Genomic DNA, 26,343 nt, shown 5'->3' with positions numbered 1-26,343 from the left:
GGCCGAGCGGAGTTCTTGCGGAGGGAGGTGACGGGCATGGATGCCCGTCAAGCGCTGCGCCCCAGGATGGGGCGTTCAGCGCGGTCCTCCCGGGAGCAAGAACGGAGCGAGGGAACCCCGGAGCGAAGCGTAGGGGCCGGATGAATGGAGCGAGGATTTTTTGGTCCCTTTTTGATCCTTCAAAAAGGGACCCGCCGTAAGGGCGGAAAGGTGACTATACGTCGCCATCGCAAATGAATGCGCATATAACTTTCAAAACACATGACTCTAAAAGTCAAAGTCAAAGTCAAAGTCAAAGTCAAAGTCGGTCTGTGCTAGTTTTAATAGTTGTAAGTGCATTCATTTGCGATGTCGACGCATAGTCACCTTTTCGCCCTTACGGCGAGTTCCTTTTTGAAGGATCAAAAAGGAACCAAAAAATCCTCGCTCCATTCATCCGGCCCTCCGCTACGCTCCGGGTCCCCTCACTCCGGCCTTGCTCCCGGGAGGACCGCGCTGCAGGGCCCATCCTGGGCCCCAGCGCTTGACGGGCATCCATGCCCGTCACCTCCCTCCGCAAGGCCTGCGTTCGGCCTCCTGAAGTCGCGAAGGTACGAGCGGCGCCTGGGCTGACGCAGCTGTCGCTAGTTGAGTATGGCGCTAAACTCTTGATCGGCAACGGCAACGGCAACGGCAACGGCAACGGCAACGGCAACGGCAACGGCCAAAACGATAAACCGGCAATCGGCCTCCCGTTTTTTCCGCGAATTGGCCATTTGCCCCTCATAACCCTGGGCTTAACCTGCAGGCAGATACCCCTCAGGAGAAACCCCATGCGACCCATCCGTCTACCTATTGCCCTGTTGACATTAGGCCTGCTCGCCCCGTTGTCACTCACCTGGGCCCACGGCGAGAAGCCCGACCAGGTCAAGATTCTCCAGGAGCAACTCCCCACCAACGCCCCCGGCAAGAAAGCCGTGATGCTCACGGTCAGCTATGGCCCCGGCCAGGCGTCGCCCGCCCATCAGCATCCGGGAGCGGTCATGGCCTATGTGCTGGAAGGGGCGGTGACCTCCAAGCTCAACGACGAACCAGAGAAAACCTACAAGGCCGGCGAGTTCTGGTACGAGGCGCCGGGCACCGTGCACAGCGTGTCGCGCAATGCCAGCAAGACCCAGCCGGCCAAACTGCTGGTCTGGAGCTTGGTGGACGAGGGGCGTCCAGTGACCGAGCCCCTGTCCCAATGATTGACAGAGGGGCTTATAGCGCGCCCTTCGCAGCCTGGATCAAGGCGTCGTCCAGCACCTGGCTGGGGGCGACCTGAACGCTCTGGGTGTAGAAGGGCGGCAGCTTCTGCGCCAGCTGCGCCACGGCCTGCGGCGTCACACCTGGGTGCAGCAGCACATATTGCAGGTTGGACGGGAACGACTGCGGCACAGGCCCCTCCATGGTCGAGCCATACGCACCGAAGGTCATCACTGCTTCACTGGTGCGCGGATCAGGGATGTACAGGAAGACGAACGTGCCGTACTTGGGGTGGGTGAGGTACTGCTGCGCCTCAGCGCGGACCTGCGGGTCGTTGCTGTTCATCAACTGCCAGCGCATCAGGGCATAGCGGCGTGTGGTTTCCATGAACGCCGTGCGGATGGGCGACTGTTTTTCCTGGCCGCCAAGGCAGGCCAGCAGGTTGCCGAACGGATCCAGCAAGGCCACGGCATTCATCGTGTCGGCATGGCGAGCGGTTTCCGTCAATGGCTTGGCCAAGGCCGCGCCCGGCATGCGCGGGTCGTCAAACTTGACCGTCAATGCCCATGGGCTGAGTTCGGCCAATGCCTTGCGCACCGCGCTGTTGGCCGGCAGCGATGCCGGGTTCTTCAGCTTGTCAGGCGCCAGGCCACTATTGTTGCTCGCATCGCGTACCGTGTTGACGCTGGCGTCGAAGATCGAGCCGGTCAGGCTGAATACTCGCGCGTCGATGGTTTCCTTCGCGAAGACGGGGCCTGTCGAGCCTTGGTACTGCCGATCGATAGGCTTGTCTACCGCGTAGTAGCCCCAGGTTTGCTGGGCTTTCTGGCGCACTTCCGGCGGCAGGGTCGGGAAGTCGAACTGACTGTTGTAGTTGACCCCGGCATAGGTGTCGATGGCGCTGACCGCCACATTGAAACCGGCGGTCAGCAGCGAGCCTGCGCACATCGCGCAGGGGTCCAGGGTAGTGACCACGGTGAGCGCGCCGGGCGGCGGCAGGTTCAGGGCCTGGCGATTGTCGTAGTACCACTGCACCAACTGGCGTTCGCCGTGGGCTGTAGGATCATGAGGCAGGAACGGGGGTTGCGCGGTGCTGTCGGGGTAGGGCATCAGCACATTGTTGTGCATGGCCTTCAACACCTTGCCGGTGGCATTTTCGATGATGCAGCCGCCTACCGCGAACGTCTTCTGCAGTGCGGCGAGGATGGATTGATCGGCGACCACTTCCACGGCTTGCTGGGCATTGCGAACGGTGTCCATGTTGACTCCCTGTCGTTGCTGCGCGAGGTGCGCAGGCAGACGATAGTCCAGGGCAGTCGGAAAACAAGCGGCGGATCCTGAAAAGAAAAAACCTCCAGTGCTTGCGCATCTGGAGGTTTTCAGTGTTTGGCTCCGCGACCTGGACTCGAACCAGGGACCCAATGATTAACAGTCATTTGCTCTACCGACTGAGCTATCGCGGAATCTGCGCGTATCTTACTCATTGCTTGAGGGAAGTCAAGCTTCCCCCAAGACAATCAAGCAGTTACAGCACTTCGACGATGGCCTTGGTGACCACGTGGATGTTGCTCTGGTTCAGCGCGGCGACCGCGATGCGACCGGTGTCCAGGGCGTAGATGCCGAACTCGTTCTTCAGGCGCGCCACTTGCTCAACGGTCAGGCCCGAGTAGGAGAACATGCCGCACTGGCGACCGACGAAGCTGAAGTCGCGCTTGGCGCCGTATTCGGCCAGCAGCTCGACCATCTGCTTGCGCATGCCGTGGATGCGCTCGCGCATCTCGGCCAGCTCGGTTTCCCACATCTGGCGCAGCTCGGGGCTGTTGAGCACGGCGGCGACGATGCTGGCACCGTGGGTCGGCGGGTTGGAGTAGGTGGTGCGGATCACTCGCTTGACCTGCGACAGCACGCGGGTGCTCTCGTCCTTCGAGGCGGTGACGATCGACAGCGCGCCAACGCGCTCGCCGTACAGCGAGAACGATTTGGAGAACGAGCTGGAAACGAAGAACTCCAGGCCCGACTCGGCGAACAGGCGCACGGCGAAGGCGTCTTCGTCGATGCCGGCACCGAAGCCCTGGTAGGCCATGTCGAGGAACGGGATGTGGCCCTTGGCCTTGACCACTTCCAGGACGTTCTTCCAGTCGTCCAGCGACAGGTCGACGCCGGTCGGGTTGTGGCAGCAGGCGTGCAGGACGATGACCGAGCCGGCCGGCAGCTTGTTCAGGTCCTCGAGCATGCCGGCGCGGTTGACGTCTTGGCTGGCGGCGTCGTAGTAACGGTAGGTCTGTACCGGGAAACCGGCGCTCTCGAACAGGGCGCGGTGGTTTTCCCAGCTCGGGTCGCTGATGGCCACCACGGCGCCCGGCTGCAGGCGCTTGAGGAAGTCGGCGCCGATCTTCAGCGCGCCGGTGCCGCCCACGGCCTGCACGGTGACCACGCGGCCGGCGGCCAGCAGTGGCGACTCGGCGCCGAAGATCAGCTTCTGCACGGCCTGGTCGTACTGGGCGATGCCGTCGATCGGCAGGTAGCCGCGCGAAGCGTGCTGGGCGGCACGGGCGGTCTCGGCTTCGATTACCGCGCGCAGCAGCGGGATGCGGCCTTCCTCATTGCAGTAGACGCCCACGCCCAGGTTCACCTTGTCGGTGCGTGGGTCGGCGTTGAATGCTTCGTTGAGGCCCAGGATAGGGTCGCGGGGTGCCAGCTCGACAGCGGAAAACAGGCTCATTGTTACCTTGGCTCTGATAGGAGAGTGATAGGGGTCGCCACGCTCCAGCCGAAGGCACTGAAGCGGTGCGCAAACGGGGAGTCAGTATAGTGATACCGACCGGTCACTGCGACAGTCTGGCGCAGCTTTTCCGGCTGTTTGCGCAAATATTTTTCGACCATTGGTCGAATTGCCCGGTCCATAGACATGAACGTTCACAGGTCGGGCTTGAATCCCGCGCCCGGGGCGCGCATTTGGGTATAGACTACTGGCTAAATTTACAGTTGCCGCGATATCCACGAGGTCCGTCATGTCCGAGTTCCAGCTCGTCACCCGATTCCAGCCGGCCGGCGACCAGCCCGAGGCAATCCGCCAGATGGTCGAGGGCATCGACGCGGGCCTGTCGCACCAGACCCTGCTCGGGGTGACCGGCTCGGGCAAGACCTTCAGCATCGCCAACGTCATCCAGCAGGTGCAGCGCCCGACCATGGTGCTGGCGCCGAACAAGACCCTGGCAGCCCAGTTGTACGGCGAGTTCAAGGCGTTCTTCCCGAACAACGCGGTGGAGTACTTCGTCTCCTACTACGACTACTACCAGCCCGAGGCCTACGTGCCGTCGTCGGACACCTTCATCGAGAAGGACGCGTCGATCAACGATCACATCGAGCAGATGCGCCTGTCGGCGACCAAGGCGCTGCTGGAGCGGCGCGACGCGATCATCGTCACCACCGTGTCGTGCATCTACGGCCTGGGCAGCCCCGAGACGTACCTGAAGATGGTCCTGCACGTCGACCGCGGCGACAAACTCGACCAGCGCGCCCTGCTGCGGCGCCTGGCCGACCTGCAGTACACCCGCAACGAGATGGACTTCGCCCGCGCCACCTTCCGCGTGCGTGGCGACGTGATCGACATCTTCCCGGCCGAATCGGACCTGGAAGCGATCCGTATCGAGCTGTTCGACGACGAGGTGGAGAACATCGCCGCCTTCGATCCGTTGACCGGCGAGGTGATCCGCAAGCTGCCGCGTTTCACTTTCTACCCCAAGAGCCACTACGTGACCCCGCGGGAGACCCTGCTCGACGCGGTGGAGGGCATCAAGGACGAGCTCAAGGATCGACTGGAGTACCTGAACACACACAACAAGCTGGTCGAGGCGCAGCGCCTGGAGCAGCGCACCCGGTTCGACCTGGAGATGATCCTCGAGCTGGGCTACTGCAACGGCATCGAGAACTACTCGCGCTACCTTTCCGGGCGCCCGGCCGGTGCGCCGCCGCCCACGCTCTACGACTACCTGCCGGATGACGCGCTGCTGGTGATCGACGAGTCCCACGTCAGCGTTCCGCAGGTCGGTGCCATGTACAAGGGTGACCGTTCGCGCAAGGAGACCCTGGTGGAGTACGGCTTCCGCCTGCCGTCGGCACTGGATAACCGGCCGATGCGCTTCGACGAATGGGAGGCGGTCAGCCCACAGACCATCTTCGTCTCCGCCACCCCCGGTACCTACGAGGCCGAGCACGCCGGGCGGGTAGTGGAGCAGGTGGTGCGGCCGACCGGCCTGGTCGATCCGCAGGTCGAGGTGCGCCCGGCACTGACCCAGGTGGACGACCTGCTTTCGGAGATCGGCAAGCGCGTGGCTATGGGCGAGCGGGTGCTGGCCACCACGCTGACCAAGCGCATGGCCGAGGACCTCACCGACTACCTGGCCGACCACGATGTGCGGGTGCGCTACCTGCACTCGGACATCGACACCGTCGAGCGGGTCGAGATCATCCGCGACCTGCGCCTGGGCACCTTCGACGTGCTGGTGGGGATCAACTTGCTGCGCGAGGGCCTGGACATGCCCGAGGTGTCGCTGGTGGCGATCCTCGATGCCGACAAGGAGGGTTTCCTGCGTTCCGAGCGCTCGCTGATCCAGACCATCGGTCGCGCCGCGCGCAACCTCAATGGCAAGGCGATTCTCTACGCCGACAACATCACCGGCTCCATGCAGCGGGCCATCGACGAGACCGAGCGGCGTCGGGCCAAGCAGGTGGCGTTCAACGAAGCCAATGGCATCGTGCCCAAGGGCGTGGTCAAGGACATCACCGACATCATGGAAGGCGCCACGGTGCCGGGAGCGCGGAGCAAGAAGCGCAAGGGCATGGCCAAGGCGGCGGAGGAGGCCGAGCGCTACGAGGCCGAGCTGCAGACCCCGGCGCAGATCACCAAGCGCATCAAGCAGTTGGAAGAGAAGATGTTCCAGTTCGCCCGCGACCTGGAATTCGAGGCCGCCGCGCAGTTGCGCGACGAGATCGGCAAGCTGCGCGAGCGGCTGATCGCCAGTTGAGCGGCGTCTATCAGTGCCGGCCCCTTCGCCGGGTAAACCCGCTCCCACAGGATTCGCGTAGACGCTGAACCTGTGGGAGCGGGTTTACCCGCGAAGAGGCCGGCAGCCGCACGACAGATTTTGCTTGTGGGCTGTGTCAGTGCGCTTCACCCGCCTTCAACCCCTGCGGCAACGTGCGCGTCAGCAACACCGCCAACATGCTCACCGCCAGCCCGATCCCGACAAAATGGAAGGCATCGTTGTAGGCCATGATCAAGGCCTGCTGGTGGGTAATCTCGGACAGCTTGCCCAGCGCCGCGCTATCGCTGCCTAGCCGCTCGGCCAGCTGCGCCAGGCGCTCCGCCACCTGTGGGTTGCTCGGCACCACCGCCTCGCGCAGGTAGTCGAAGTATTCCTTGGTCCGCGCATCCAGCAGCGTCGCCAGCAAGGCAATGCCGATGGCGCCACCCAGGTTGCGCAGGATGTTGAACAGGCTCGACGCCGAGCCCGCGTCCTGGGGCTGGATATAGGCCGTGGCGATCAGCGAGATGGTCACCATGATCATCGGCTGGCCAAGGGCGCGGATCACCTGGATCTGGTTGAACTGCGGGCCGGCGAAGTCCGGGTTGAGCACTCCGGAGCCGAAGCTGGCCGCGCCGAACAGGCAAAAGCCCAGGGCGCACAGCACCTTGGGCGGGATCACCTTCATCAACTGCGGCACCAGCGGAATCAGGAACAGCTGCGGCACGCCCATCCACATGATCACCTCGCCGATCTGCAGGGCGTTGTAGCCCTGGATCTGCGCCAGGTACAGCGGCAGCAGGTAGATCGACCCGTACAGGCCGACGCCCATGCCCAGGCTGGCAATGCTCGACAGGCCGAAGTTGCGGTTGCCGAGAATGCGCAGGTTGATCAGCGGGTTCGGGCGGGAGAACTGCAGGATCACGAACAGGATCAGGCTGAGCAGGGCGACGCTGCCCAGGCTGACGATCAGGCTCGACTCCAGCCAGTCCTTGCGATGCCCCTCCTCGAGGAACACCTGCAGGCAGCCCAGGCCCAGGCCGAGGGTTACGATGCCAGCGTAGTCGGTGCTCTTGAGCAGTTCCCAGTGCGCTTCCTTCTTCTCCAGCCCGTAGAGCAGGCCGGCGATCATCACCAGCCCCGGCGGGATGTTGATGTAGAAGATGTATTCCCAGCCCCAGTTCTCGGTGAGCCAGCCGCCCAGGGTCGGGCCGATGGAAGGGGCGAAGGTGGCGGTCATGGCGAACATGGCCATGCCTTTGGCGCGGTGGTGTTCGGGCAGCTTGATCAACGTCAGGGTGAACGCCAGCGGGATCAGCGCGCCGCCGGTGAAGCCCTGCAGGGCGCGGAACACGATCATGCTCTCGAGGTTCCAGGCCATCGAGCACAGCAGCGACGAGACCAGGAAACCCAGCGACACCCACACCGCCAGGCGCCGGGCTGAGAGCAGCTGCACCAGCCAGGCGGTCAGCGGGATCATGATGATCTCGGCCACCAGGTAGGAGGTGGAGATCCACGAGCCTTCCTCAAGGGTCGCCGACAGCGCGCCCTGGATGTCCTTGAGCGAAGAGTTGGTGATCTGGATGTCCAGCACCGCCATGAAGGCGCCGAGCATCACGCTCATCACCGCGATCCAGTCGCGCCGGGTCGGCTCCGCGGTGGGGCGCAGCAGCGCGTCACCGGCCATCCGCATCCCCATCACGCAGGTCGACCGTGACGGTGACCGACATGCCCGGGCGTATGCGCCCATGCAGCGGGTTGTCGGCGGCGAAGGTCAGCTTGACCGGAATGCGCTGCACCACCTTGGTGAAGTTGCCGGTGGCGTTGTCCGGCGGCAACAGGCTGAACTGCGCGCCGGAAGCGGCGAACAGGCTGTTCACGCGGCCCTCGATCGGGGTGTCGGGGTAGCTGTCGAACAGCAGTTCGGCACGCTGGCCGGGGTACATGCGGCCGATCTGGGTCTCCTTGAAGTTGGCCTGCACCCAGATGTCCTCGTCGGGGACGATCGACAGCAGGTAGGCGCCGGCCTGCACCACCTGGCCGTTGCGGGCGTTGCGCTGGCCAATGGTGCCGCTGATCGGCGCGTGGATCGCGCAGCGGGTCAGGTTCAGCTCGGCCTGGGCCAGGTCGGCGCGGGCGTTGGCGATCTGCGCGTCGAGGCGCTTGAGTTCGGCGTTCAGGGCGTCGACCTGCTGGCGCTGGCCCTTGAGGTCGGCCTGGGCCTTGTCCACCTGGGAGCGGGCGACATGGCTTTCCGCCGACAGGGTGGTGACCCGCTCTTCGGAGACGAAGCCGGGCTTGCGCAGGGCCTGGGCGCGGTTGAGGTCCAGCTGCGAGCGGTCGAGGGTGGCCTGGCTGGCGGCGACCTGGGCCTGGCCGGCCGCGATCAGGCTGCCTTGCTGGGTCAGGCGGCTGCGCGCCTGGGCCAGTTCCGCCTCGCGGGTGGCCAGGGCCGCGCGGGCGCGCTCGACGGCCAGTTCGAAGTCGGCGGCTTCCAGGCGCACCAGCAGGTCGCCCTTGCTCACATGCTGGTTGTCCTCGACCCGCACCTCGTCGATGCGCGCGCCCAGTTGGCTGGAGATGCGGGTGATCTCGCCTTGCACATAGGCGTTGTCGGTGCTCTCGTAGAAGCGCCCCTTGAAGTACCAGTGGGCCAGGAAGGCAAGGCCGACCAGCAGCACCAGGGTGATGAAGACCAGCAGGCGACGTTTGAGTGGAGTGGGCATGGGAGGCTGTCATTGCGAAAATGTAAGCAAATTTAACAGCGCCCGGCGGGGCGCTCACAAGTGGCGATCGCGCCATTGCTGGAGCCCGGTGCCCGCTCCCTGCTAACATTCCGCCTTTGTTTCTCTTTGTCCGAGACTCTCCATGACCACCGTTCGCACGCGCATCGCGCCATCGCCCACCGGCGACCCCCATGTCGGCACCGCCTACATCGCCCTGTTCAACTACTGCTTCGCCAAGCAGCATGGCGGTGAGTTCATCCTGCGGATCGAAGACACCGACCAGTTGCGCTCGACCCGCGAGTCGGAGCAGCAGATCTTCGACGCCCTGCGCTGGCTCGGCATCGAATGGAACGAAGGCCCGGACGTCGGCGGCCCGCACGGCCCGTACCGGCAGAGCGAACGTGGCGAGATCTATGCCAAATACGCCAAGCAACTGGTCGATGCCGGCCACGCCTTCTACTGCTTCTGCACCGCCGAAGAGCTGGAGCAGATGCGTGCCGAGCAGATGGCCCGCGGCGAAACCCCGCGCTACGACGGCCGTGCTCTGCTGCTGAGCGACGAGGAAGTGCAGCGCCGCCTGGCCGCTGGCGAGCCACACGTGATCCGCATGAAGGTGCCGAGCGAAGGCGTCTGCGTGGTGCCGGACATGCTCCGTGGCGACGTCGAGATCCCGTGGGACCGCATGGACATGCAGGTGCTGATGAAGAACGACGGCCTGCCGACGTACTTCCTGGCCAACGTGGTCGACGACCACCTGATGGGCATCACCCACGTGCTGCGCGGCGAAGAGTGGCTGCCGTCGGCGCCCAAGCTGATCAAGCTGTACGAGTACTTCGGCTGGGAACAGCCCAAGCTGTGCTACATGCCGCTTTTGCGCAACCCCGACAAGAGCAAGCTGTCCAAGCGCAAGAACCCGACCTCGGTGACCTTCTACGAGCGCATGGGCTTCATGCCCGAAGCCATGCTCAACTACCTGGGCCGCATGGGCTGGTCGATGCCGGACGAGCGCGAGAAGTTCTCGCTGGACGAGATGGTCGAGCACTTCGACCTGTCGCGCATCTCCCTGGGCGGTCCGATCTTCGACATCGAGAAGCTGTCGTGGCTGAACGGCCAGTGGCTGCGTGAGCTGCCGGTGGAAGAGTTCGCCGCGCGCGTGCAGAAGTGGGCGTTCAACAGCGACTACATGATGAAGATCGCCCCGCACGTGCAGGGCCGGGTCGAGACCTTCAGCCAGGTCGCCCCGCTGGGTGGCTTCTTCTTCGAAGGCGCGCTCAAGCTTGACGCCAAGCTGTTCGAGAGCAAGAAGCTGTCGGCCGACCAGGTGCGCCAGGTGATGCAGCTGATCCTGTGGAAGCTGGAAAGCCTGCGTCAGTGGGAAAAGGACCGCATCACCGGCTGCATCCAGGCCGTGGTCGAGTCGCTGGAGTTCAAACTGCGCGATGCCATGCCACTGATGTTCGCCGCCATCACCGGCCAGGCCAGCTCGGTGTCGGTGCTCGACGCCATGGAAATCCTCGGCCCCGACCTGACCCGCTACCGCCTGCGCCAGGCCATCGACCTGCTCGGTGGCGTGTCGAAGAAGGAAAACAAGGAGTGGGAGAAGCTGCTGGCGAATATCGCCTGACAGCGGCTATCGCTGCCCCCTGTAGGAGCGGCCTTGTGTCGCGAAAGGACCGCAACGCGGTCCCACAATCTGTGCATTGACGCAGAATTGCCGGGGCCGCTTTGCGGCCCTTTCGCGACACAAGGCCGCTCCTACAAGGGAGCGGCGCTCTGATTCAGCAGGGCAGGGCGGTAAGTGATTGTTATCTGTGAAAAAAATTTTGAATATTTTCAAAAATTCGTTTGACAGCCCTGCAATCCGATCTTAATATGCGCCCCGTCCACAGCGATGAACGAAAACGAAACGCCAGGCACCCAGCCAGCGGTTCGGTTCAAAGCGACATTGTGGGGCTATAGCTCAGCTGGGAGAGCGCCTGCATGGCATGCAGGAGGTCAGCGGTTCGATCCCGCTTAGCTCCACCAAATTCCGCTTGATGGCCAAGGCCGTCAGGCAAGACCGGTTCCAGTAAACGGGTCTTGAAGGTAAGAAGGTTCGTCCCCTTCGTCTAGTGGCCTAGGACACCGCCCTTTCACGGCGGTAACAGGGGTTCGAGTCCCCTAGGGGACGCCAGTTTCACACAAGCGATGTTTCACGATGTCGCTGGGCCGCGAGGCTAGAAATCCGGGGCTATAGCTCAGCTGGGAGAGCGCCTGCATGGCATGCAGGAGGTCAGCGGTTCGATCCCGCTTAGCTCCACCAATTTTGCCGCGATTCGCGAAAGCGGGTCGGCACGAAGGTTACGTCCCCTTCGTCTAGTGGCCTAGGACACCGCCCTTTCACGGCGGTAACAGGGGTTCGAGTCCCCTAGGGGACGCCACTTTTACCCGCGTTTGCGGGAGTTGAATGGCTCATCATCCAGATCGGTGAGTCATTTGTTTTACTCGGGGCTATAGCTCAGCTGGGAGAGCGCCTGCATGGCATGCAGGAGGTCAGCGGTTCGATCCCGCTTAGCTCCACCAATTCGCCACGATTCGCAGCAGCGAGTCGGCACGAAGGTTTAAGTCCCCTTCGTCTAGTGGCCTAGGACACCGCCCTTTCACGGCGGTAACAGGGGTTCGAGTCCCCTAGGGGACGCCAATTTTTTACCTGCGTTTTGCAGGACTTATAAGGCTCATTCGATTATTGAATGGGCCTTTTGTTTTTTCTGCCTCCCGAAAAGTGTCGCTGCGCCGATCAATGGCCGCAGATTCCGCTTGCCAGAAAATATTATGAGCATAATATGATGATCATAATGTTTTGAGGTGAGCCATGAGCGACAAGAAGAGCAAGACCCGCGAACGCATCCTCGATGCCGCCCGTAGCGCGTTGGTGCAGCAGGGGCCGGCCGAGCCGAGCGTCAGCCAGGTCATGGGCGCCGCGGGGCTGACAGTCGGCGGCTTCTATGCCCACTTCGACAGCAAGGACGAGCTCATGCTCGAGGCGTTCAGCCAGTTGCTCGGCGAGCGCCGGGCCTTGCTCGCTCAGGTCGATCCCGCCCTTGACGGCGCCGGGCGTCGGGCCCTGGTCGCGGCCTTCTACCTGTCGCGCAAGCACCGTGATTCCGAGGTGCAGGCGTGCCCGATTCCCAATGCGCTGAGCGAGATGCAACGCCTGCCGGAGGCGTTTCGCAACGTGCTGGCCGAACACATCGAGCTGATGACCGCACAGATGGTCGATCGCCCCGAAGACATCGACAAGGCGCTCGCCGATTTCGCCCTGATGGTGGGTGGCCTGGCCGTGGCCCGTGCCCTGGGCGATGGCGAGCTGTCCGACCGTATCCTGCGCGCCGCCAAGTCGGCGGTGATCTGAGCAACCTGACCCTGGAGCAAGGCGATGACTACCCTGAGCTGGATTCGTGGCGTCAATGGCACCCTCGGCCACCTGGTCCCCGAACATGTCGCCGGCAAGATGCGTCGTGCCTTCATGACGCCGCGCACCTTGCCGCCCAAAGCCTGGGAACTGCCGCTGCTGGCCCGCGCCGAGCGCATTACCCTGCGCTTCGGGCTGTCGGCGCTGCGCTGGGGGCAGGGGCCGACGGTGTTGCTGATGCATGGCTGGGAAGGGCGCCCGACTCAGTTCGCGGCGTTGATCGAGCGGCTGGTCGACAGCGGCCATACCGTGGTTTCGCTGGAAGGGCCGGCCCATGGGCGCTCGCCCGGCGAGCAGGCGCATGTGGTGGCGTTCGCCCGCGCCTTGCTGGAGGCCGCCGCCGAGCTGCCGCCGCTGCGGGCGGTGATTGGCCACTCCATGGGCGGCGCCAGCCTGTTGCTGGCCCTGCAATGGGGGCTGCGCACCGATGCGGCGGTCAGCATCGCCGCGCCGGCCCGCCTGCTTGGCGTGCTGCGCGGTTTTGCCCGGCGCTTGGGTCTGCCGGCCCGGGCCCGGGCCGCGTTCATCCGTCAGGTGGAGCGGGATGTCGGCGTCCAGGTGGCGCGCCTGGATGTCAGTGGCTATCAGCTGGATGTGCCGGGCCTGGTGGTGCACGCCGAGGACGATCCGGTGGTGCCGGCCGGCGAGGCGCCGGTGATTCACCAGGCCTGGTTCGACAGCCGCCTGCTGCTGCTGGAAGAGGGTGGTCATCAGCGGGTGCTGGCCGACCCGCGCCTGGGCGAGGCGGTGATGGAGCTGCTGGCGCGTTCTACCCAGCACGCGCGGCAAAGCGCCTGAGCATCCGTTACACTCTGCCCGGTCACTGAACACCGGGAGCGGGCATGAGTTGGGATCTGGCAACACCATTCATCATCGACCTACGCGTCGGCAGCGAGGACATCGACGGCCTCGGCCACGCCAACAACGCCGTCTATGTCACCTGGCTGGAGCGCTGCGCCTGGCGCCATTCCCAGCGCCTGGGGCTGGACCTGGCCGAGTATCGCCGGCTGGACCGGGCGATGGCCGTGGTCCGCCATGAAATCGACTACCTCGCCGCCGCCTATGAGGACGACGAGCTGCAGCTGGCCACCTGGATCGTCGACTGGGACCAGCGCCTGCGCATGACCCGGCGCTTCCAGCTCAAGCGCCCGAGTGACGGCGTTACCCTGCTGCGGGCGCAGACCACCTTCGCCTGCATCGAGCTGTCCAGTGGCAAGCCCAGGCGCATGCCGGCGGAATTCCTCGATGGTTACGGTCCGGCGCTGACCGGGCGCTGAAGCGCGGCGGTTTTTTGCTAGACTGCCGCCTTTTGCGTGGCGAGACCCTGAAATGCAAATTGCCCTGGCCCCGATGGAGGGGCTGGTCGACAACATCCTGCGCGACGTCCTGACCCGGGTGGGCGGCATCGATTGGTGCGTCACCGAGTTCATCCGCGTCTGTGACCGCCTGCTGCCGGCGTCGTCGTTCGACAAGCTGGCGCCGGAGCTGCGCCAGGGCGCGCGCACCGCCGCCGGCGTGCCGATGCGTGTACAGCTGCTCGGCTCGGATCCTGTGTGCCTGGCTGAAAACGCGGCCCTGGCCTGCGAGCTGGGCGCGCCGGTCATCGACCTGAACTTCGGCTGCCCGGCCAAGACCGTCAACAAGTCCCGGGGCGGTGCGGTGCTGCTCAAGGAGCCCGAGCTGCTGCATGCCATCGTCCGCGAGGTGCGTCGCGCGGTGCCGGCGCATATCCCGGTGACCTCGAAGATGCGCCTGGGCTACGACAGCCCCGACGGCGCGCTGGACTGCGCCAGGGCGCTGGCCGAAGGCGGCTCGGCGCACCTGGTGGTGCATGCGCGGACCAAGGTCGAGGGCTACAAGCCGCCGGCCCATTGGGAGTGGGTGGCACGGGTGCAGGATGTGGTCGCGGTGCCGGTGTTCGCCAATGGCGAGATCTGGACGGTCGACGACTGGCGGCGTTGCCGCGAGGTCAGTGGCGCCAGGGATATCATGCTGGGCCGTGGGCTGGTGTCGCGCCCGGACCTGGCCCTGCAGATCGCCGCGGCCCGCGATGGCGTCGAGTACCAGCCGATGAGCTGGGACGAGTTGCTGCCGCTGCTGCGCGAGTTCTGGCGCCAGGCCCAGGACAAGCTGTCGCCACGCTATGCGCCGGGGCGGATGAAGCAGTGGCTGGCGATGCTGACCCGTGGCTATCCCGAGGCGGTGGCGCTATTCGCCGAGTTGCGTCGGGAGGATGACTGCCAGCGGATCAGTGGGTTGCTGGGCGTGGAGATGCGGGCCGTCGAGGCTTGTGTCGCCTGAGCTGGTGCTATCGCGGGGCAAGCCCGCTCCCACGAAGCCATACCCAGTCGTAAAATTTTTCAGGCCAGCCCTTGAAAGCCTTTTGCCCGGACATATCTCTTGAGTACGCGATGCCGAAGTCGGGTCGCGTAGTGACTTTACTTGCTGAATCTCAGGAGTTAATGACCATGACTACCGCTTTCTCTCTCGCACCTCTTTTCCGCAACTCCGTCGGTTTCGACCGTTTCAACGACCTGTTCGAAGCCGCCGCCCGTAACGAGGCCGGTAGCAGTTACCCGCCCTACAACGTGGAAAAGCATGGCGATGACCACTATCGCATCGTGGTTGCCGCAGCCGGTTTCCAGGAGCAGGACCTCGACCTGCAGGTCGAAAAAGGCGTCCTGACCGTGACCGGCGGCAAGCGCGACAACACAGGCGAAGGCGTCACCTTCCTGCACCAGGGCATTGCCCAGCGCGCCTTCAAGCTGTCGTTCCGCCTGGCCGACCATATCGAGGTCAAGGGCGCGGGCCTGGCCAACGGCCTGCTCAGCATCGAACTGCTGCGCATCGTGCCGGAAGAAGCCAAGGCCAAGCGCATCCCGATCAACGGCGAAAAGCCGGTGCTGAACTGAGTTCGGCGGGATGAAACAAAGGGCACCTTCGGGTGCCCTTTCTGCTTTGTGCTGGGGATGAATGCCCTTTGACTGGCGTGGGAGCGGGCTTGCCCCGCGATTGCAATGCTGGTTCTCATACCGCAATCGCGGGGCAAGCCCGCTCCCACGCCATGCGTGAACTGTTACCAGGCCAGTTCAGTAATCCGCCGGCGCCTCCAGCAGCATCTGGCGGAACTCCGGCAACGGCAGCGGCCGGCTGTGCAGGTAGCCCTGGTACAGGTGGCAACCCAGCCGCTCGAGGAATTCCAACTGCTCGCTCAGCTCCACGCCCTCGGCAATCACCGCCAGTTCCAGGCTGCGGGCCATGGCGACGATGGCGCGGACGATCTCGGCGTCGTTGGGGTCGACCGGCGCGTCGCGCACGAAGGTCTGGTCGATCTTCAGTGCATCCACCGGCAGGCGCTTGAGGTAGGTGAGCGAGGAATACCCGGTGCCGAAGTCGTCCATGGCGAAGCTCACGCCGTAGCCCTTGAGCTCGCGCATCTTGCTGATGGTGTCCTCCAGGTTCTGGATGACGATGCCTTCGGTGATCTCCAGCGTCAGCATGCGTCGCGGCAGGCGGTAGTCGTCGAGGCTGCGCAGCACCCGCTCGACGAAGTCGTTCTGGCGGAATTGCCGCGGGCTGATGTTGACGCACAGGCTGAAGTCGTCGGCGTCGATCAGGCCGTCCGCGAGCATGCGCGCGCAGGCATCGCAGGCTTCGTCGAGGATCCAGCTGCCGACTTCGAGGATCAGGCCGCTTTCCTCCAGCACCTGGATGAACTGCGCCGGCGGTTGCTGGCCCAGTTGTGGGTGGTGCCAGCGCAGCAGCACCTCGGCGCCGACGATGCGGTTGTCGCGGGCATCGACCTGGGGCTGGAAGTGCAGGGCCAGTTCGCCCCGGGCCAGGGCCAGGCGCAGGTCGCTCTCCATGCGCAGGCGCTCGCTGGCGGCCTTCTGCATGGTGGTGTGGAACAACTGGGTGGTGTTGCGGCCGGAATCCTTGGCCCGGTACAGGGCGATGTCGGCGCGTTTGAGCAGGTCGGCGGGGGTGGCGCCATGGTCGGGGATCAGCGCCACGCCGATGCTCGGCGTCACCTGCAGGCGCTGGCCGTCCAGCGACATCGGCTCGGCCAGCAGCTCGCGCAGGGTGTCGGCCAGCTCGCGGACCCGGGTCTCGACCACTTCGCGGCTGCCCTCCAGGCCGCTGAGCAGCACCACGAACTCGTCGCCGCCCAGGCGCGCCACGGTGTCCTCCAGGCGCACGCTGGCCTCGAGGCGGGCGGTGATGATCTTCAGTACCGTGTCGCCCACCGGATGGCCGAGGGAGTCGTTGATGTGCTTGAAGTGGTCGAGGTCGAGGAACAGCAGCGCGCCGCGCAGGTTGTGGCGCTTGAGCAGGGCGATCTGTTGGCTCAGGCGGTCCATCAGCAGGGCGCGGTTGGGCAGGTTGGTCAGCGGGTCGTGGTAGGCCAGGTGGCGGATCTGCGCCTGGGCGTTTTTCAGCAGGCTGACGTCGCGGGCGTTGATCAGCAGGCAATCGGTCTCGTTGAGGCTGATCGGCTCCACCGAGACTTCCACGGTGAGGATGTCGCCGCGCTTGTTGCGCCCGAGCATCTCGCGGTGATGCACGCGGCCGCGCTCGCGCAGTTCGTTGAGCAGGGCGGCGCGCTGTTTTTCGTCGGCCCAGATGCCGATCTCGTAGACCGTGCGTCCCACCACTTCCTCGGGGCTGTAGCCGGTCAGCCGGCTGAAGCCGTCGTTGACCTCCACGTAGCGCCCGCTCTGGCGTTCGGTGATGGTGATGGCGTCGGGGCTGGAGTGGAACGCCTTGGCGAATTTCTCTTCGCTGGCCTTGAGCGCCGCCTCGGCGCGTTGCTGCTGGGTGATGTCGCGCAGGGTGGTGACGCTGCAGGGCTGGCTGTCGACGCTGATCAGGCGGCTGGAGATCACGCAGGTCAGCGGCGTGCCGTTGCGGTGGTTGACTACCACCGCGACGTTGCTCAGGGCCTGGTCGCGGATTACCCGCTCGATGCGCTGGGCGCGCTCGGCCGATTCGGCCCACAGGCCGATCTCCTCGGCGGTCTGGCCGAGGATCTGCTCCGGGTTCCAGCCGAAGGTCTGGCTGAAGGCCGGGTTGATCTCGATGAACTGGCCGGTGTCCTGGCGGGTCACGCAGATCGGGTCGGGGCTGACCTGGAACAGGCTGGCGAATTTTTCTTCCGAGGCGCTCAGGCGCTGTTCGCGCTCGACCTGGTCGGTGATGTCGAGCAGGGTGCCGGCCATGCGCAGCGGGTTGCCCTGGTCGTCGCGGTACAACCGGGCGCGGCTTTCGATATAACGCGAGGCGCCGTTGTCCAGCTGCACGCGGTAGGTGATCTGGTAGTTGCCCGCCGGCCCTTCGCGCAGGCTGCGGTAGGCCTGGCGCATGGCGCTGCGCTCGTGTTCGGGCACGCCTTCGAAGAACGCCTCGAACGACTCGTGGAACGGCACCGGGTCCAGCCCGTGCAACTGGGCGGCGCGGGCCGAGCCGTAGAGCATGCCGCTGGGGATGTGCCAGTCCCAGGTGCCGAGCTGGGCCGAGTCAAGGGCCAGGTCGAGGCGCTCCTGGCTGTCCTTGAGCGCCTGTTCGGCGCGTTTGCGCTCGGTGGTGTCGACGAAGGTGCTGATCAGGTAGGTGACGCCTTCGAGTTCGATGCCCTGGGTGCAGAGGATGCCGTCGTGGATCTTGCCGCTGGTGGCGCGGAACTGCACCTCCAGGGTGAACGGCCCGCTGCCGGCGCGGGTGGCGTCCATCACCAGGTGGCGCTGCTCGGGATTGACCCACAAGCCCAGCTCCAGGCTGGTCTTGCCGACCACCTGGGCGCCCGGCCAGCCGAACATGTGCTCGAAATGCTGGTTGACCTCGATGATCAGGCCGTCGTGGCGGCGGGTCAGGAGGATGGCGTTGGGGCTGAGGTGGAACAGGGTGGCGAAGCGCTTTTCCGAGTTGATCAGCGCGGTTTCCCGCTCGCGCTGGCGGGTGATCTCGCGAATGACCCCGATCATCTGCGGCCGGCCATGAGGGTCGTGGGTCAGGCTGCCGTTGATCTCCAGCCAGTGCACGCTGCCATCGGGCCAGCGGATGCGGTGGCGCATGGCCTGCTCCACCGGCTCGCCGTTGACCACGGCCTGGAACGCCTGGCGGGTGCGGGCGCGGTCTTCCTCGGGCAGCAGGTCCAGGTAGTCGACGTCGTTGGGCAGCGGGCGCTGCGGATCGAAGCCGAACAGTGCCTGGGTGCCCCGCGACCAGCTCACCCGGCCACTCTCGATGTCCCACAGCCAGGCGCCCAGGCGCGCGCCGTTGAGCGCGGCCAGCAGCTGCGGAGCGTTCTGCCAGGCCAGCTCCGATTCCTGGGGGTCGGCCGCAGGGATGCGTGGCAGGCGCGGAAAGCGGTTTGCTGATTTGGGCATCGGTACCAGACCTTTGGCTGAAAACGCGTCCTTGTGGATGTCATGCCGTACTGACGAGCGGTCAGGCGGACCCTGCATGGCTGTCGAGCAGGGCCATGAAAGCCCTGGCCGCGTTCGACAGCGTGCGTTCGGTATGCAGTATGTAGCCTAGCTGGCGTGACAGCTGTATGCCGGGCAGGGCGATGGGCGCCACTTGTTCATCGAGCATAGTACGTGGCAGCACACTCCACGCCAGGCCGATCGACACCATCATCTTGATGGTTTCCAGGTAGTTGGTGCTCATGGCGATGTTCGGCACCAGGCCCTGGCTCTCGAACAGGCGCTGGACGATATGGTGGGTGAAGGTGTTGCCGCCGGGGAACACCGCCGGGTGGCGCGCCACGTCGGCCAGGCTGACCGCGCCGTTGCTGGCCAGCGGGTGCTCGGGCGAGGCGACGAAGTCCAGGGCGTCGTCCCACACCGGCACCGCCCGCACCAGATGGTGCGGCTCGGGCGCCAGGGTGATCACGGCAATTTCGGCGCGACCGTGCAGCACCTCGTCGTAGGCCGCCTCCGAGTCGAGGAACTGGATATCCAGGGCCACCGCCGGGTACTGGCGGGTAAAGGCGCGCAGCAGCGGCGGCAGGCGGTGCAGGCCGATGTGATGGCTGGTGGCCAGGGTCAGGCGACCACTCACCGCCCCGGTGAGGTTGGTCAGGGCGCGGCGGGTATCATCGAGTACGTTGAGGATCTGATAAGCGCGGGGCAGCAGGGCGCGGCCGGCCTCGGTGAGGGTGACCTCGCGGCCCAGGCGGTCGAACAGGCGCACGTCCAGCTGCTGCTCGAGGCCGGCGATGCGCTTGCTGATGGCCGGCTGGGTCAGGTGCAGGCGTTCGCCCGCCCCGGAAAAACTGCCGGTTTCGGCGATGGCGATGAAGGCGCTGAGGTTGGCCAGGTCCATCTATTTGAATTCCTGATGGTTATGCAAAGCATGAAAATTATGAATTTGAGTTATTCAATCTATCGCCATAGCATCGTCCGTACAAGCCAAGGGGTCTTTGGCATAGAAAGACGCTGATGAGGAACAGTCTGATGGCTGGCAAAACGCTCTACGACAAACTCTGGGAAGCTCATGAGGTCAAGCGCCGCGATGACGGCTCGTCCTTGATCTACATCGACCGCCACATCATCCACGAAGTGACTTCGCCCCAGGCTTTCGAAGGCCTGCGCCTGGCCAGCCGCAAACCCTGGCGCATCGACGCCAACATCGCCACCCCCGACCACAACGTGCCGACCACGCCGGAGCGCAAGGGCGGTATCGAGGCCATCGTCGACCAGGTGTCGCGCCTTCAGGTGCAGACCCTCGATGAGAACTGTGACGAATATGGCATCGTCGAATTCAAGATGAATGACGAGCGTCAGGGTATCGTCCATGTCATCAGCCCGGAGCAGGGCGCGACCTTGCCGGGCATGACCGTGGTCTGCGGCGACTCGCACACCTCCACCCACGGCGCGTTCGGCGCCCTGGCCCATGGCATCGGCACCTCCGAGGTCGAGCACGTGCTCGCCACCCAGTGCCTGGTGGCCAAGAAAATGAAGAACATGCTGGTGCGCGTCGAGGGTGAGTTGCCCGCCGGCGTCACCGCCAAGGACATCGTCCTCGCCGTGATCGGCAAGATCGGCACCGCCGGCGGCAACGGCCACGCCATGGAGTTCGCCGGCAGCGCCATCCGCGAATTGTCGATGGAAGGCCGCATGACCATCTGCAACATGTCCATCGAAGCCGGTGCCCGGGTAGGCCTGGTGGCTGTCGACGGCACTACCGTCGCCTATGTCGAAGGGCGTCCGTACGCGCCGAAGGGCGAGCAGTGGACGCAGGCCGTCGAGGCCTGGAAAGGCCTGGTGTCCGACGCCGACGCTGTATTCGATACCGTGGTCGAACTCGACGCCGCGCAGATCAAGCCGCAGGTCAGCTGGGGCACTTCGCCGGAGATGGTCCTGGCCGTCGACCAGCGCGTGCCGGACCCGGCCGCCGAGCCCGACCTGATCAAGCGCGGTTCGATCGAGCGCGCCCTCAAGTACATGGGCCTGGCCGCCAACCAGGCAATCACCGACATCAAGCTCGACCGCGTGTTCATCGGCTCGTGCACCAACTCGCGCATCGAAGACCTGCGCGCCGCGGCCGAGATCGCCAAGGGCCGCAAGGTCGCCGCCAACGTCAAGCAGGCGCTGGTGGTACCGGGCTCGGGGCTGGTCAAGGCCCAGGCCGAGCGTGAAGGGCTGGACAAGATCTTCCTCGAGGCCGGCTTCGAATGGCGTGAACCAGGCTGCTCGATGTGCCTGGCGATGAACCCGGACCGCCTGGAGAGCGGCGAGCACTGCGCGTCCACCTCCAACCGCAACTTCGAAGGCCGCCAGGGCGCCGGTGGTCGTACCCACCTGGTCAGCCCGGCCATGGCCGCCGCCGCCGCGGTGACCGGCCACTTCATCGATGTCCGCGAGTTGATCCAAGGGAGCGCAGCATGAAAGCCTTTACCCAGCACACCGGTCTTGTCGCGCCATTGGATCGTGCCAACGTCGACACCGACCAGATCATTCCCAAGCAGTTCCTCAAGTCGATCAAGCGCACCGGCTTCGGCCCCAACCTGTTCGACGAGTGGCGCTACCTGGACGTCGGCCAGCCTTACCAGGACAACAGCAAGCGCCCGTTGAACCAGGATTTCGTGCTCAACCATGCGCGTTACCAGGGTGCCAGCGTGTTGCTGGCGCGGGAGAACTTCGGTTGCGGCTCTAGCCGCGAGCACGCCCCATGGGCGCTCGACGAATACGGTTTCCGTAGCGTGATCGCGCCGAGCTTCGCCGACATCTTCTTCAACAACAGCTTCAAGAACGGCCTGTTGCCGATCATTCTCGACGCTGCCGAGGTCGACGAGCTGTTCAAACAGGTCGAGGCCAATCCGGGTTACCAGTTGACCATCGACCTCGAGGCCCAGGCCGTGACCCGCCCGGACGGCAAGGTACTGAAGTTCGAGATCGACGCGTTTCGCAAGCACTGCCTGCTCAACGGCCTGGACGATATCGGCCTGACCCTGCAGGACAGCGACGCGATCAAGGCGTTCGAGGGCAAGCACCGCGCCAGCCAGCCCTGGTTGTTCCGCGACGCGTGATTGACTGCTTGCCCCGCGCAGAGGGGCATTGGACACTGAAGTACTTCGGCGCGCCTGCGAGGCGCGCCGCTTGATTGGATAGAGGAACGCATGAGCAAGCAGATTCTGATTCTCCCAGGTGACGGCATCGGCCCGGAAATCATGGCCGAGGCGGTCAAGGTGCTGAAACTGGCCAACGACAAGTTCCAGCTCGGCTTCAGCCTCACCCACGACGTGATCGGCGGCGCGGCCATCGACAAGCACGGCGTGCCCCTGGCCGACGAGACCCTGGCGCGCGCGCGCCAGGCCGATGCCGTGCTGCTGGGCGCCGTGGGCGGCCCGAAGTGGGACAAGATCGAGCGTGACATCCGTCCGGAGCGCGGCCTGCTGAAGATCCGTTCGCAACTGGGCCTGTTCGCCAACTTGCGCCCGGCCATCCTCTATCCGCAGTTGGCCGATGCCTCGTCGCTCAAGCCCGAGATCGTTTCCGGCCTGGACATCCTCATCGTCCGCGAGCTGACCGGCGGCATCTACTTCGGCGCGCCACGCGGCCAGCGCGAGCTGGAAGGCGGCGAGCGTCAGGCCTACGACACCCTGCCGTACAGCGAGAGCGAAGTGCGCCGCATCGCCCGTGTCGGCTTCGACATGGCCCGCGTGCGCGGCAAGAAGCTGTGCTCGGTGGACAAGGCCAACGTCCTGGCGTCCAGCCAGCTGTGGCGCGAAGTGGTCGAAGAGGTGGCCAAGGACTACCCGGACGTCGAGCTGAGCCACATGTACGTGGACAACGCCGCCATGCAGCTGGTGCGCGCGCCCAAGCAGTTCGACGTGGTGGTGACCGACAACATGTTCGGCGACATCCTGTCGGATGAGGCTTCCATGCTCACCGGTTCCATCGGCATGCTGCCGTCGGCGTCGCTGGATGCCGACAACAAGGGCATGTACGAGCCGTGCCACGGTTCGGCGCCGGACATTGCCGGGCAGGGCATCGCCAACCCGCTGGCGACCATTCTCTCGGTGTCGATGATGCTGCGCTACAGCTTCAACCAGACGGCCGCCGCCGAGGCGATCGAGCAGGCGGTGAGCCGGGTGCTGGACCAGGGCCTGCGCACCGGCGACATCTTCTCCGAGGGCTGTAGCAAGGTGGGTACGCAGGAAATGGGCGACGCAGTAGTCGCAGCGCTGCGGAATCTGTAATCTCTCTGGCCCGCCACCAAAAACTCCCGGTGGCGGCCCACTTTTAGCAAAGGTGTAGTTGCGATGAAACGTGTAGGTCTGATCGGTTGGCGTGGAATGGTCGGTTCCGTGCTCATGCAGCGGATGCTCGAAGAGCAGGACTTCGACCTGATCGAGCCGGTGTTCTTCACCACCTCCAACGTCGGTGGCCAAGGCCCTGCCGTGGGCAAGGACACTGGCCCGCTCAAGGACGCCTACAGCATCGACGAGCTCAAGACCCTCGACGTGATCCTGACCTGCCAGGGCGGCGACTACACCAACGAAGTCTTCCCCAAGCTGCGCGAAGCGGGCTGGCAGGGCTACTGGATCGACGCGGCCTCGTCCCTGCGCATGCAGGATGACGCGGTGATCATCCTCGACCCGGTCAACCGCAAGGTCATCGACCAGCAGCTGGACGCGGGCACCAAGAACTACATCGGCGGCAACTGCACCGTCAGCCTGATGCTGATGGGCCTGGGCGGCCTGTTCGAAGCCGGCCTGGTCGAGTGGATGAGCGCCATGACCTACCAGGCGGCCTCGGGCGCTGGCGCGCAGAACATGCGTGAGCTGATCAAGCAGATGGGCGGTATCCACGCGGCGGTCGCCGACGACCTGGCCAACCCGGCCAGCGCGATCCTCGACATCGACCGCAAGGTGGCCGAGGCCATGCGTGGCGAGGGCTTCCCGACCGACAACTTCGGCGTGCCGCTGGCGGGCAGCCTGATTCCGTGGATCGACAAGGAGCTGCCGAACGGGCAGAGCCGCGAAGAGTGGAAGGCCCAGGCCGAGACCAACAAGATCCTTGGGCGCTTCAAGAGCCCGATTCCGGTCGACGGTATCTGCGTGCGGATCGGCGCCATGCGTTGCCACAGCCAGGCGCTGACCATCAAGCTGAACAAGGATGTGCCTTTGGCGGACATCGAAGGCATGATCAGCCAGCACAATCCCTGGGTGAAGCTGGTGCCTAACCAGCGTGAGATCAGCATGCAGGAGCTGAGTCCTACCCAGGTGACCGGGACCCTGAACGTACCGGTCGGGCGTTTGCGCAAGCTGAACATGGGGTCGCAGTATCTTGGGGCCTTCACTGTTGGCGACCAGTTGCTGTGGGGGGCTGCGGAGCCGCTGCGGCGGATGTTGCGGATTCTGCTGGAGCGGTGATCTGGGTGGTTTGAGTTTGGATTTTGAAGAGCCCGTGTTGCGAGAGTGATGCGGGTTTTTTTATTGGTGTTAGATTCGTTGTTTGTTTTGATGTTTTTATTCGCATTCATTTGCGATGTTGACGCATAGTCACCTTTCCGCCCTTACGGCGGGTAACTTTTTGAAGGATCAAAAAGTCACCAAAAAATCCTCGCTCCATTCATCCGGCCCTGCGCTTCGCTCCGGGTTCCCTCACTCCGGCCTTGCTCCCGGGAGGACCGCGCTGCAGGGCCCATCCTGGGCCCCAGCGCTTGACGGGCATCCATGCCCGTCACCTCCCTACGCAAGTCCTGCGTTCGGCCTCCTGAAGTCGCGAAGTTACGGGCGGCGCCTGGACTGGCGCAGCTGTCGCTAGTTGAAAGCTTAGTTGATCTCTCGATTGTATCGCGGGGCAAGCCCGCTCCCACGCAATAGTCGCCGTTATATATAACCCTGTAGGAGCGGGCTTGTCCCGCGAAAGGGCCGGAACAGCCAATACATAATTAACTGTCAAGCAACTAACTTCGCATCTCTCGCTCCCGCTTCCGCTCTCGCTCTTGCTCTTGCTCTTGCTCCTAAGCACGCGATAGTCCAGGCGCCGCCAATTGCGACTTCAGGAGGCCGAGCGGAGTTCTTGCGGAGGGAGGTGACGGGCATGGATGCCCGTCAAGCGCTGCGCCCCAGGATGGGGCGTTCAGCGCGGTCCTCCCGGGAGCAAGAACGGAGCGAGGGAACCCCGGAGCGAAGCGCAGGGGCCGGATGAACGGAGCGGGACGGTTTTGCCTACTTTTCCCACGAGAAAAGTAGGCCGCCGTAAAGGCGGAAGGGTGATAATGCGTCGACATCGCCAATGAATGCGCATAAAAAAATCAAAACCCACACGCTTGAACCCGAACCCGAACCCGAACCCGAACCCGAACCCGAACCTACCTCCCACCCCACAATCCAAGTAAAGTGCCGCTCCCCCGCCGTACCCCCGCAGAAAGGAACCGATCCCATGACCACCCCCGCCCTAGACATCGCCGTAATCGGCGCCACCGGCACCGTCGGTGAATCCCTCGTCCAGATCCTCGAGGAAGTGGCCTTCCCGGTCTCCACCCTGCACCTGCTGGCCAGCATGGAATCCGCCGGCAGCAGCGTCATGTTCGCCGGCAAGAAACTGAAAGTCCGCGAAGTGGACAGCTTCGACTTCACCCAGGCCCAGCTGGTGTTCTTCGCCACCAGCCCCGCCGTGAGCCGCAGCTTCGCGCCCAAGGCCATCGCCGCCGGTTGCGCGGTGATCGACCTGTCCGGCGTCCTGGACGGCGCCACCGCCCTGGTCCCGGAAGCCAACGGCGAGCGCATCGCCGAACTCGCGCGGCCCGCGCTGATCACCAGCCCGAGCGCCGGCGCGGTGGCCCTGGCTGTGGCGCTGGCGCCGCTCAAGGGACTGCTCGACATCGAGCGCGTGCAGGTCAACGCTTGCCTGGCGGTTTCGGAGCAGGGCAGGGAGGCCGTCACCGAGCTCGCCCGGCAGACCGCCGAGCTGCTCAACGCACGCCCGCTGGAGCCGCGCTTCTTCGATCGCCAGGTCGCCTTCAACCTGCTGCCCCAGGTCGGCACCCCCGACGCACAGGGTCACACAACGGTGGAGCGGCGCCTGGTTGGCGAGCTGCGCCAGGTGCTCGACCTGCCGCAACTGAAGATTTCCGTGACCTGCATTCAAGTCCCGGTGTTTTTCGGCGATAGCTTCAGTGTGGCGGTGCAAAGCCGTAATCCGGTCGATCTGGCGGCCGTCAACGCCGCGCTGGAGGCCGCCGAAGGCATCGAACTGGTCGAATTGGGGGATTATCCGACACCGGTAGGTGACGCAGTGGGCCAGGACGTGGTCTATGTTGGTCGTGTACGCCATGGTGTCGATGAAGACCAGCAACTGAACCTGTGGCTGACCACCGACAATGTGCGCAAGGGCGCGGCGCTGAATGCCGTGCAGGCGGCACAATTGTTGATAAAACACATGGCGTAAAAGATACTGCG

19 protein-coding genes and 7 tRNA genes are annotated in these 26,343 nt (G+C 64.6%); 19 read left to right on the top strand and 7 right to left on the bottom strand.

Annotation, left to right across the window (positions count from 1 at the left end; translation table 11 throughout):
* Positions 1–812 precede the first annotated feature (812 nt).
* A complete protein-coding gene (locus tag ACZ899_RS11520; protein WP_234561567.1) occupies positions 813–1,226 on the top strand; it encodes a cupin domain-containing protein in 414 nt (137 codons plus the stop codon).
* A 13-nt stretch (positions 1,227–1,239) separates the two neighbouring features.
* Here the strand turns inward: ACZ899_RS11520 and ACZ899_RS11515 are convergent, their stop codons facing one another.
* From ACZ899_RS11515 to ACZ899_RS11505, 3 genes are all read right to left on the bottom strand, one after another.
* Positions 1,240–2,484, bottom strand: a complete 1,245-nt coding sequence (locus ACZ899_RS11515) for a cytidine/deoxycytidylate deaminase family protein (RefSeq protein WP_234561568.1) — start codon at positions 2,482–2,484, stop codon at positions 1,240–1,242.
* A gap of 127 nt (positions 2,485–2,611) precedes the next feature.
* Positions 2,612–2,687: transfer RNA gene (locus ACZ899_RS11510), tRNA-Asn, on the bottom strand.
* A gap of 62 nt (positions 2,688–2,749) precedes the next feature.
* Positions 2,750–3,946 carry an amino acid aminotransferase gene (locus ACZ899_RS11505; protein ID WP_186716432.1) on the bottom strand — a complete coding sequence of 399 codons (1,197 nt, stop codon included), beginning with the start codon at positions 3,944–3,946 and terminating at the stop codon, positions 2,750–2,752.
* 289 nt (positions 3,947–4,235) lie between these two features.
* On the opposite strand from ACZ899_RS11505, the gene uvrB reads away from it, so the two are divergent.
* Positions 4,236–6,251 (top strand): excinuclease ABC subunit UvrB, encoded by a 2,016-nt coding sequence (gene uvrB, locus ACZ899_RS11500; RefSeq protein ID WP_232857729.1) that lies wholly within the window; start codon positions 4,236–4,238, stop codon positions 6,249–6,251.
* Between the two features lie 136 nt (positions 6,252–6,387).
* Here uvrB and ACZ899_RS11495 read toward each other — a convergent pair whose 3' ends face one another.
* Positions 6,388–7,938, bottom strand: a complete 1,551-nt coding sequence (locus ACZ899_RS11495; RefSeq protein WP_267967162.1) for an MDR family MFS transporter — start codon at positions 7,936–7,938, stop codon at positions 6,388–6,390.
* Entirely contained in the window at positions 7,928–8,977 is a 1,050-nt protein-coding gene (locus ACZ899_RS11490; protein ID WP_234561569.1) for an HlyD family secretion protein, read from the bottom strand. The genes ACZ899_RS11495 and ACZ899_RS11490 overlap by 11 nt, the downstream gene beginning before the upstream one ends.
* A 142-nt stretch (positions 8,978–9,119) precedes the next feature.
* On the opposite strand from ACZ899_RS11490, the gene gltX reads away from it, so the two are divergent.
* From gltX to ACZ899_RS11430, 12 genes are all read left to right on the top strand, one after another.
* Entirely contained in the window at positions 9,120–10,601 is a 1,482-nt protein-coding gene (gene gltX, locus ACZ899_RS11485) for a glutamate--tRNA ligase (RefSeq protein WP_203647535.1), read from the top strand.
* Positions 10,602–10,926: 325 nt separating this feature from the next.
* Positions 10,927–11,002: transfer RNA gene (locus tag ACZ899_RS11480), tRNA-Ala, on the top strand.
* Positions 11,003–11,074: 72 nt separating this feature from the next.
* Positions 11,075–11,150: transfer RNA gene (locus ACZ899_RS11475), tRNA-Glu, on the top strand.
* 53 nt (positions 11,151–11,203) lie between these two features.
* A tRNA-Ala gene (locus ACZ899_RS11470) sits at positions 11,204–11,279 on the top strand.
* A gap of 42 nt (positions 11,280–11,321) precedes the next feature.
* Positions 11,322–11,397: transfer RNA gene (locus ACZ899_RS11465), tRNA-Glu, on the top strand.
* Between the two features lie 66 nt (positions 11,398–11,463).
* Positions 11,464–11,539: transfer RNA gene (locus tag ACZ899_RS11460), tRNA-Ala, on the top strand.
* Between the two features lie 42 nt (positions 11,540–11,581).
* Positions 11,582–11,657 (top strand) — tRNA-Glu (locus tag ACZ899_RS11455).
* A gap of 171 nt (positions 11,658–11,828) precedes the next feature.
* Entirely contained in the window at positions 11,829–12,368 is a 540-nt protein-coding gene (locus ACZ899_RS11450) for a TetR/AcrR family transcriptional regulator (protein ID WP_050704722.1), read from the top strand.
* A gap of 24 nt (positions 12,369–12,392) precedes the next feature.
* Complete coding sequence (locus ACZ899_RS11445; protein ID WP_203647534.1) at positions 12,393–13,226, top strand: alpha/beta fold hydrolase; 834 nt, start codon at positions 12,393–12,395, stop codon at positions 13,224–13,226.
* Positions 13,227–13,270: 44 nt separating this feature from the next.
* Complete coding sequence (locus tag ACZ899_RS11440; RefSeq protein ID WP_234561570.1) at positions 13,271–13,705, top strand: acyl-CoA thioesterase; 435 nt, start codon at positions 13,271–13,273, stop codon at positions 13,703–13,705.
* Positions 13,706–13,757: 52 nt separating this feature from the next.
* Positions 13,758–14,729, top strand: a complete 972-nt coding sequence (locus ACZ899_RS11435; RefSeq protein WP_234561571.1) for a tRNA dihydrouridine synthase — start codon at positions 13,758–13,760, stop codon at positions 14,727–14,729.
* A 167-nt stretch (positions 14,730–14,896) separates the two neighbouring features.
* Positions 14,897–15,340 (top strand): Hsp20 family protein, encoded by a 444-nt coding sequence (locus tag ACZ899_RS11430; RefSeq protein WP_234561572.1) that lies wholly within the window; start codon positions 14,897–14,899, stop codon positions 15,338–15,340.
* A gap of 177 nt (positions 15,341–15,517) precedes the next feature.
* Here the strand turns inward: ACZ899_RS11430 and ACZ899_RS11425 are convergent, their stop codons facing one another.
* Positions 15,518–18,814, bottom strand: coding sequence for a PAS domain S-box protein (locus ACZ899_RS11425; RefSeq protein WP_234561573.1), 3,297 nt, complete (start codon positions 18,812–18,814; stop codon positions 15,518–15,520).
* Positions 18,815–18,875: 61 nt separating this feature from the next.
* The gene (locus ACZ899_RS11420; protein WP_028690430.1) at positions 18,876–19,754 is read right to left on the bottom strand and encodes a LysR family transcriptional regulator; all 879 of its coding nucleotides are present in this window, start codon (positions 19,752–19,754) and stop codon (positions 18,876–18,878) included.
* Between the two features lie 131 nt (positions 19,755–19,885).
* Between ACZ899_RS11420 and leuC the strand changes: the two genes are divergently transcribed.
* The 5 genes from leuC (at position 19,886) to ACZ899_RS11395 (ending at position 26,332) form a co-directional block, all read left to right on the top strand.
* Positions 19,886–21,319: a 3-isopropylmalate dehydratase large subunit gene (leuC, locus tag ACZ899_RS11415; RefSeq protein ID WP_110739340.1), complete on the top strand. Its 1,434-nt coding sequence runs from the start codon at positions 19,886–19,888 to the stop codon at positions 21,317–21,319.
* The gene (gene leuD, locus ACZ899_RS11410) at positions 21,316–21,960 is read left to right on the top strand and encodes a 3-isopropylmalate dehydratase small subunit (RefSeq protein ID WP_110739341.1); all 645 of its coding nucleotides are present in this window, start codon (positions 21,316–21,318) and stop codon (positions 21,958–21,960) included. The genes leuC and leuD overlap by 4 nt, the downstream gene beginning before the upstream one ends.
* A 90-nt stretch (positions 21,961–22,050) precedes the next feature.
* Entirely contained in the window at positions 22,051–23,133 is a 1,083-nt protein-coding gene (gene leuB / locus ACZ899_RS11405) for a 3-isopropylmalate dehydrogenase (RefSeq protein WP_234561574.1), read from the top strand.
* Between the two features lie 63 nt (positions 23,134–23,196).
* Complete coding sequence (asd, locus tag ACZ899_RS11400; protein WP_198743661.1) at positions 23,197–24,309, top strand: aspartate-semialdehyde dehydrogenase; 1,113 nt, start codon at positions 23,197–23,199, stop codon at positions 24,307–24,309.
* Positions 24,310–25,324: 1,015 nt separating this feature from the next.
* Positions 25,325–26,332, top strand: coding sequence for an aspartate-semialdehyde dehydrogenase (locus tag ACZ899_RS11395; protein ID WP_234561282.1), 1,008 nt, complete (start codon positions 25,325–25,327; stop codon positions 26,330–26,332).
* Positions 26,333–26,343 lie beyond the last annotated feature (11 nt).

Source organism: Pseudomonas sp. TE31087, from assembly GCF_057284075.1.
The sequence above is the reverse complement of the archived record's forward strand: the minus strand, read 5'-3'. Positions and strand labels throughout refer to the sequence as shown.

Excerpts from the sequence above, each read along its gene's own strand:
- ACZ899_RS11520 (WP_234561567.1), top strand. The coding sequence starts at position 813 with ATGCGACCCATCCGTCTACCTATTGCCCTGTTGACATTAGGCCTGCTC.
- ACZ899_RS11515 (WP_234561568.1), bottom strand. The coding sequence starts at position 2,484 with ATGGACACCGTTCGCAATGCCCAGCAAGCCGTGGAAGTGGTCGCCGAT.
- ACZ899_RS11505 (WP_186716432.1), bottom strand. The coding sequence starts at position 3,946 with ATGAGCCTGTTTTCCGCTGTCGAGCTGGCACCCCGCGACCCTATCCTG.
- uvrB (WP_232857729.1), top strand. The coding sequence starts at position 4,236 with ATGTCCGAGTTCCAGCTCGTCACCCGATTCCAGCCGGCCGGCGACCAG.
- ACZ899_RS11495 (WP_267967162.1), bottom strand. The coding sequence starts at position 7,938 with ATGGCCGGTGACGCGCTGCTGCGCCCCACCGCGGAGCCGACCCGGCGC.
- ACZ899_RS11490 (WP_234561569.1), bottom strand. The coding sequence starts at position 8,977 with ATGCCCACTCCACTCAAACGTCGCCTGCTGGTCTTCATCACCCTGGTG.
- gltX (WP_203647535.1), top strand. The coding sequence starts at position 9,120 with ATGACCACCGTTCGCACGCGCATCGCGCCATCGCCCACCGGCGACCCC.
- ACZ899_RS11450 (WP_050704722.1), top strand. The coding sequence starts at position 11,829 with ATGAGCGACAAGAAGAGCAAGACCCGCGAACGCATCCTCGATGCCGCC.
- ACZ899_RS11445 (WP_203647534.1), top strand. The coding sequence starts at position 12,393 with ATGACTACCCTGAGCTGGATTCGTGGCGTCAATGGCACCCTCGGCCAC.
- ACZ899_RS11440 (WP_234561570.1), top strand. The coding sequence starts at position 13,271 with ATGAGTTGGGATCTGGCAACACCATTCATCATCGACCTACGCGTCGGC.
- ACZ899_RS11435 (WP_234561571.1), top strand. The coding sequence starts at position 13,758 with ATGCAAATTGCCCTGGCCCCGATGGAGGGGCTGGTCGACAACATCCTG.
- ACZ899_RS11430 (WP_234561572.1), top strand. The coding sequence starts at position 14,897 with ATGACTACCGCTTTCTCTCTCGCACCTCTTTTCCGCAACTCCGTCGGT.
- ACZ899_RS11425 (WP_234561573.1), bottom strand. The coding sequence starts at position 18,814 with ATGCCCAAATCAGCAAACCGCTTTCCGCGCCTGCCACGCATCCCTGCG.
- ACZ899_RS11420 (WP_028690430.1), bottom strand. The coding sequence starts at position 19,754 with ATGGACCTGGCCAACCTCAGCGCCTTCATCGCCATCGCCGAAACCGGC.
- leuC (WP_110739340.1), top strand. The coding sequence starts at position 19,886 with ATGGCTGGCAAAACGCTCTACGACAAACTCTGGGAAGCTCATGAGGTC.
- leuD (WP_110739341.1), top strand. The coding sequence starts at position 21,316 with ATGAAAGCCTTTACCCAGCACACCGGTCTTGTCGCGCCATTGGATCGT.
- leuB (WP_234561574.1), top strand. The coding sequence starts at position 22,051 with ATGAGCAAGCAGATTCTGATTCTCCCAGGTGACGGCATCGGCCCGGAA.
- asd (WP_198743661.1), top strand. The coding sequence starts at position 23,197 with ATGAAACGTGTAGGTCTGATCGGTTGGCGTGGAATGGTCGGTTCCGTG.
- ACZ899_RS11395 (WP_234561282.1), top strand. The coding sequence starts at position 25,325 with ATGACCACCCCCGCCCTAGACATCGCCGTAATCGGCGCCACCGGCACC.